Here is a 5,221-nt window from a genome sequence, read left to right as displayed (position 1 = left end):
GCCGGGCTTCGAGGAAAAGCGCAAAGAGGGTGAAATCCACCGCTAATTTCGGGCTTTCCCGGCCGTTTTCCGGCACGTTGATCGAGGAGGCGCGGCTCATCGCGGCGCCTCCTCGCCGCTGCCGGTCCGGGCTTGGGAGGATGCGGGACCGGCAAGGATATCGGCACCGAAGAGGTCGGGCCGCTGCGCATGGCGTGAGATGCCGGTGGCGCGCTCGATGTCCAGCACGCGTTCGGCCGGCACCCGCTTCCAGGAGTAGAAAGCCTGGTGGCGGATACCCAGATGCGAGGCGAGCGCGCCTAATCCGCCAACCTTGGCGGCAGCGATTCTGACGATTTCGATCATGGGCAGATGGTAGGTATTACCTACCTACTGTGTCAACAGGCAATCGCTTGCAAAAAAGTAAGCAATAATTACTATGCTTCGGCATGATCGCGACCATACGCACCGACTCGACGACACTTGGCCAACGCCTGCGCCAGGCGCGGGAGGCTGCAGGCCTGACGCAGAACGACGTCGCCGATCACTTCGGCATCAAGCGTGTCTCCGTCACCCAATGGGAGGCGGACACCACCCGCCCTTCGATGGAGCGACTGCCCGAGCTTGCCGCGCTGCTCAAGACCGATGTCGCCTGGCTGCTCGACGCCTCAGGCGCAGCGCCTCTACCGATTGTACGCGAGCCGAAGCCAAGAGCTGCAAGAACACCGATCATCCCCGGCGACGAGCTGGTCGGCGGGCGCGACCTGCCGATCTATGCCGCCGCGATGGGCGGCGAAGGCCACATGATCGTCACCTTCGAGGCGATCGACTGGGTGAAGCGGCCGGCGGTGCTGCAGAATGTCCGCGGCGGCTATGGCATCCTGGTGCGCGGCGAATCCATGATCCCGGCCTATTGGCCCGGTGATACCGCGCTGGTGAACCCCCACTTGCAGCCGGCGCGGGACTCGGACGCGGTGTTCTTCCACACCCCGCCCAAGGAGCGCGGCGACGAGGAAGCGATCATAAAGCGCCTAGTGGGCATGAACGACCGCGAATGGACGCTGGAGCAATACCGGCCGGCGAAGACGTTTACCGAGAGCCGCGTCGACTGGCCGATCTGCCATCGGGTAGTCGGGAAGTACAACGCGCGGTGACGAGCGTACACGCCGCGTAGCGTGAGGCGGGCACGGAACATCAAACCGAAAGCCAAGGGAAATGGGTTCTGATCGGCCCAGGCGAGCAGCAAGATCCGAACAACACTAGGCGCGAAATTCGCCCGCTCCCATCAGCCGCACTGCAACCGCGGGAATGTCTTCCCCAGTAGCGACATTATCTGTCGTAGACGAATACACAGTTATCAAGAGTAGATAACGTATTCAATGGAGCCCTCTCAAGAGAACTGTCTATAAACTCATCGCAAAGTATCGTCATAAGCGAGCTTTTGTTGATTTCCTTCATCCATATATTTGGATAATATCTAGACAACATACCAATTATATATAGACCAACGTAAAAATACCCAAATTCATTCAGGAACTCACCGTTGCCAACGAAGTAGAGGTTATCAACGGTATCAGGGAAGATTTCAGGAGAACTGCTTGGGACGTCGAACAATTCCTTCGTGACGGTGAGCGTAAAGGCAGCTCCTGATTGGACCGGGGTAATAGATAAGCCTTCAAAATGCCGTGGATGGTAAGCAAACCTTTCTAGAACCGGCTGGAGCAAATCATTATGGCACGGGTGAACAATGACCGTTTTTCGGGCACTTGCAACAATGCTATCCTCTCCGTAGGTCAATTTGTCAGAAATTATCCCACGTACAAGCTTCGACTTTATAGGTGACGAACTTAGGCTTAGGAATAGTCCAGGAATATGCTGCAAGCATTCAACAAGGCTTATTGGTCGGTTTGGCATCTTAATCGAGGAAAGGGGCATTAATTCCGAGCTTATGTCGTATCGAGACTGCCCAAGGTGCCCGGGAATATCTAGACTCCGCTTCAGATAGTGTGGAGAGTGGGCCGCGTATCTTCGCCAAAGCCCAAACAGTCCTGTCAGGGTACCGTTCTTATCGAAGTCTGGTGATGCGCCAGAGGCTTCAAGTGAAACCGCCTGCACGAGAGACAACCCGTGCCTGTGGAATTTCCCGTGGCGAGCGTCAATAGCGTCAAGGCCGTTTCCGGCCCAAAGAATTACTGCGTTTGCCAGCGCGGTTATGCTGTAGTACGCTTGCAATGCTTTGGTCGATAGTCCACTCGCTTTCGATGATTGAGAGAATTCGTATGCCTGCCTAAGGCAGTACGCCAGCTGTTCCATTTGCTTTTTTAAGTTAGGCCGCTGCTTTGAGGAGACCTCGCGTTCCAACATCAGCCGGTCAACCGATGCGAGAGCGTCTTGGAACTTTCGGAGCCCCCTCCACGCAAAGTCATATGCACTGCTCTGTGCGATCTGAACGACAGCGGTCCTCTTCAATGGTACCCCACAGGTGAAGGTTGCGGCGATGTTGTCGGTGCCACCTACGACTTTGCGATGGTTAGGCCGGATGGCTGGCCGTTTTCGATCTCCTTAGCGCGCCCGCCTCGGTCGCTAAGGCTTTGAGCTTATACCGCTTCGCCCTTCACCGGCTGTGGCCGGATACTTGTAAGCAACGTAGCCAAACACCGCCGCGCAAACGAGGTCAATCGGCATCCAAGTCGCCCGAGACAGGAACACAGGCAAGAATGGATTGAACACTAAGGCGACAAAGAACAGGCCGTAAGCCCATTTCTCCTCACCCGCTGATCTCAATTTGACGCCGCAATAGATGCCTGCGGCACATACGCCTAGGCGCAGCACCTGATAATACCCGTATGGCAAGGAAAGGATTGCGATGACGAGGGCAACGGAGGCGCATATAGCGACGGGCCTCGTCATCCTCGTGCGCGCTCCGCAAATCCTCCAGCAGCCGCAACAAGAAGGTACCAGTCCTATTTTTCGTCAGCGTGATCATGTTTCGCTCGGGCCCGATCATCGGCCCAGCTATCATAAATGCGAGACCGGGGAAGAAGACCGGCACAACTATCCAGACCGGCCACTCCCAGGCGTAGTATGCACCATAGCCACCAATGATCATCGCAGCGGCGGGTAATCCTAAACGCGGGTCCGGGGGAATCAACTATGAAAAATTTCGTTACGTCAGTGCTCGGCGTCGTCGGTGTCTTCGGGGCTATGGCGATAGGTTTGGGAGCGCTTGCTTTCTACACCGTCGCTTTTGAGGCCCACCAGCCGGTCCACCCGAACCATTCAGCGGCGCCGGCCCCAAGTCTGCGCTTATAACAAGGACTTTGTGAGTCCTGGGAAGGTTGCTTCTGATTCTGCTGCGCACGCTGAGAGGTTTACGGGATGCTGATCAGCTAAGTCATTTTTTTTGGGGAATGGCTAGCAAACATCGAAGCAGTGCATGAGGTTATCTTCGTGACTATCGAAAGCCTGATTGTGATGAGCGCTCTGCTACTGGCAAGGCAGAAAAGTAGCTCACTCATTTGTGCTGTTTTGTATGCTTTGTCCTACTTCGGAGCATTCCTATTATAGGCAGCTACATACGATATGGCATGCATGCTGCCGCCGATCTTTTGATCGCCTGACCGCTATGGGGAAGCGATCTTGTGGGTTTCGGGCGTAACGAGCTTTGCTGTGTCGACCTACCGTATTTCTTTGAGGCGGTGGCCACCAGATTATCGCCAACACCATTATGATCTGAGCGCCGCGCGGAACGACAGAGAGTGGTCCCGATCGGTGGACGAAAAATAGTGTGGGAGAGGAAGCCGACTTCTCCTAGAGGGGATTGCGCAGGCTATCGCCTGGACCGCCTCCAACCTGCGGCGGCGGCTTCGGCTTCCGAGCAGAACCAGCGCTCGCCCTTGGCCTGGTTGATGACGGTGACGCTGTAATATTTCTGCCCGGGCACGTGGTAGATCCGCTCCCCGTCCGCCGAAATGTTGCCCTTGATGTTACAGCCGACATTGCCGCCGCCGAGTGCGAAAGTTGGCGTCGCCGGCGCCTGCACATCGTCACTGTGCTGCGCCCGCCAATCCCAGGGTGCCTGGAAGCTGCCGACCCATAGGCCCAGCTTCGCTGCCTGGGCCTTGGCCTCTAGCGCGGCATAGGCGCCGCTGCTGTATTTCGGCCAGTCCAGCGCCTGCCCGTGCTCGACCATCCAGGCGGCCACATCAGCCCCGTCGGCGCGCGTGCAGTTGCCGACAAAGCGCCCATAGCGGTCCCATGTCACGAACACGCATTGCACCGGCCTGGAGGCCGCCAGGAATTTGTCCAGCGCTTCGGCGGAGCGGCGGCCGCAGGGATATTCGAACCCCCTAGCATCGTCGCAATATTGGCGGCTCTCCGGCGCGTCGATGCCGTTGAAGCGCACGCGCTGGCCGTGGATCTCGATCGTGTCACCGTCGATCACCGAGCCGACGCCGGCGACTGATAGCGGCCTCGGCTTGATGATGTTCTGCAGGTTGATTTCCGGAAGCGATCCGCTGTTGTGCATCACGAATTGTGTGAGCAAGGCAGAAAACGCAGCCACCGTCACGAGCACAAGACGAAGCGGCACGCTTGCCCATCGCCTGGCGCGCGATCGTTTCGTGCCAGTGCGCCGACGCCACTGGCCAGAGCGGTTGTCGTAACGGGACTTGTCGATCCCGATCACATCGCGCCGCCCGGGCGGCTTTCGGCAGATCGGCCAGCACAGCTCGACACCGGGAGCACACTCGCCGCGGCAAAATCTAGTTTTACATACATTGAGGCATCCCCCGACACCGAAGACGATAGTGCTCCATTTGTATTTGGCTGTCGAATCCGCTTTAGCGCCTGAGGGCAGACCAGCAGAATTGCCCAGGCGGAGCCGACCTATCGGCCCGTGAGACCTGATCCAGCCCCCGCTTGTTCCATGGGCAGGTGGGGCGCGAGACCCATAAGAAGTCGCGATCAGAGTGTCAGTTATCCACCGGCCGACCTCAGAACCACTGCACCGTGATATTTTCGCAACAGCAATTCGGCGCGCTGTGCGGTATATCTCGAGTCAACGTAAAATTGCGGTGGGACAAAACATGAAATCTCTTTTGCTTGCTTGCGTATTCGGCCTTGCTGTCTGCGGCCCTGTTATGGCGGCCGATATCGTAGAACCGGCTGTGACAAGCGAATGGACATGGCAGGGCGCTTATGCCGGTGCCTTCGGTGCCGGAACGCTCGAGCACTATAACAT

4 protein-coding genes and 1 pseudogene are annotated in these 5,221 nt (G+C 57.5%); 2 read left to right on the top strand and 3 right to left on the bottom strand.

What is annotated here, in order from left to right:
• Positions 1-96: 96 nt before the first annotated feature.
• Entirely contained in the window at positions 97-345 is a 249-nt protein-coding gene (locus tag EOA60_RS17550; protein ID WP_127335575.1) for a Cro/CI family transcriptional regulator, read from the bottom strand.
• Positions 346-428: 83 nt separating this feature from the next.
• On the opposite strand from EOA60_RS17550, the gene EOA60_RS17545 reads away from it, so the two are divergent.
• Positions 429-1,133 (top strand): XRE family transcriptional regulator, encoded by a 705-nt coding sequence (locus EOA60_RS17545; RefSeq protein WP_127335574.1) that lies wholly within the window; start codon positions 429-431, stop codon positions 1,131-1,133.
• Positions 1,134-1,308: 175 nt separating this feature from the next.
• On the opposite strand, the gene EOA60_RS17540 is transcribed toward EOA60_RS17545, so the two are convergent.
• A complete protein-coding gene (locus EOA60_RS17540; RefSeq protein WP_127216366.1) occupies positions 1,309-2,448 on the bottom strand; it encodes a hypothetical protein in 1,140 nt (379 codons plus the stop codon).
• A gap of 1,360 nt (positions 2,449-3,808) precedes the next feature.
• Positions 3,809-4,570 carry a thermonuclease family protein gene (locus tag EOA60_RS17535; protein WP_245479240.1) on the bottom strand — a complete coding sequence of 254 codons (762 nt, stop codon included), beginning with the start codon at positions 4,568-4,570 and terminating at the stop codon, positions 3,809-3,811.
• Between the two features lie 379 nt (positions 4,571-4,949).
• Between EOA60_RS17535 and EOA60_RS38260 the strand changes: the two are divergent.
• Positions 4,950-5,221: pseudogene (locus EOA60_RS38260) on the top strand (hypothetical protein); the annotation flags it as partial.

Source organism: Mesorhizobium sp. M1A.F.Ca.IN.020.06.1.1 (assembly GCF_004023265.1).
GTDB lineage: Bacteria > Pseudomonadota > Alphaproteobacteria > Rhizobiales > Rhizobiaceae > Mesorhizobium.
Note: the sequence above shows the minus strand (reverse complement) of the source record. Positions and strands in the feature narration are given on the sequence as shown.